General features: G+C 44.5%; 1 protein-coding gene and 1 pseudogene. Both read left to right on the top strand.

Annotated features, from left to right (window positions below):
• Nucleotides 1–216 precede the first annotated feature (216 nt).
• Nucleotides 217–378 (top strand): hypothetical protein, encoded by a 162-nt coding sequence (locus F6K37_RS42065; protein WP_154659966.1) that lies wholly within the window; start codon nt 217–219, stop codon nt 376–378.
• Between the two features lie 113 nt (nt 379–491).
• Nucleotides 492–1,180: pseudogene (locus F6K37_RS42070) on the top strand (Uma2 family endonuclease).
• Nucleotides 1,181–1,480 lie beyond the last annotated feature (300 nt).

Genomic DNA, 1,480 nt, shown 5'->3' on the forward strand with positions numbered 1-1,480 from the left:
CTAGGCCGTGTTTTCAAAGTTTTCCGCAAGATTTAGATCCCCCCCAACCCCCCGCGCGGAAGGGGGGAGCCATTCTCAAAGTCCCCCTTTTTTAAGGGGGATTTAGGGGGATCTCCGAGTTTGAAAACACGCCCTAGTACCAGTTAGCTGAAATATAGTAAAAACAGAAAGTTTTTGAGCTATCCTTAAAAATACGATTGATCAAACAATTCTGCGATGAGTATCGGGTGCATCTCATTAAAGCTGTTTGACCCGGTGGCTGGAATGGGCATCTTGTTGTGGAACGGGCATCTTGTTGTGGAACGGGCATCTTTTGTGGAACGGGCATCTTTTGTGGAACGGGCATCTTGCCCGTGGGAATCCTGCCCACCCCACTGATATTCATCCGAAGATTCAGCAATGCTAAAAAATGTACCTCACCCAATTGAAAACTTCTATAACTAATAACTAATAACTTTAGTACAAACCCATCAGGAAACAGTAGAAAAGTTATGAGCGCTCCCATCACTAACAGACAGAGAACTCTTCCAGTCCTAGAAAATGGAGATCTGCTGTCTCGTGGAGAATTTGAGCGGCGTTATCAAGCCATGCCCCACCTCAAAAAAGCAGAACTAATTGAAGGAATTGTTTATATAGGATCCCCCTTACGGTTTGAAGCCCACGCTGAGCCCCATGCTAATTTACTCGTTTGGTTGGGCAACTATAAAATAGCAACTCCTGGTGTAAGATTAGGTGATAACCCTACAGTGCGGCTGGATCTGGATAATGAACCCCAACCTGATGCGGTTTTACTCATTGATAGCAATTGTGGTGGCCAAAGTCGCCTGGACGATGATGGTTATATTGAAGGCGCACCAGAACTAGTGGCAGAAATTGCAGCAAGTACTGCTTCTATTGACCTACGGGACAAAAAACGAGTTTATCGTCGCAATGGAGTAAAAGAATATCTGGTTTGGCAGGTAATTGACCAGCGTTTTGATTGGTTTTCTTGGCAAGACGGAGAATATGTTTCTCTTGTAGCTGATCAAGAAGGAATTATCCGCAGCCAAATCCGGGATTATGGTTAGCAGTTTCGGCACTTTTGGCGGGGGATATGCTTGAGGTGATGGCAACCTGGCAAGCTGGGTTGGCCAGTAAGGAACATCAAGAGTTTTTGCAAAAGTTGGCAAGTTTTTCTTAATTAATTGTGGTTATTTAGTACTTTAGCAAAGGGAGCAGGGAGCAGGGAGCAGGGAACAGGGAATAGGGAACAGGGAACATTTGAGAATAATTGACGCCAACACTATCAGAAAAATACTTTGGCAAGAGGTCTATTAATGAATTGTGATAATTTTTAATCCGAAGTTTCCGACTCCCGACTCCCTACTCCCGACTCCCTACTCCCTTGCTGTCAAAACCATTAAATTTAACAAAACTCGCGGAATTACCCAACCCTGCGACGGGTGGGGATGGATAGCGAGACGACAAATTACAATAATTT

This window comes from Moorena sp. SIO4E2, assembly GCF_010671945.1.
In the GTDB taxonomy this organism is placed as follows: Bacteria; Cyanobacteriota; Cyanobacteriia; order Cyanobacteriales; family Coleofasciculaceae; genus Moorena; species Moorena producens.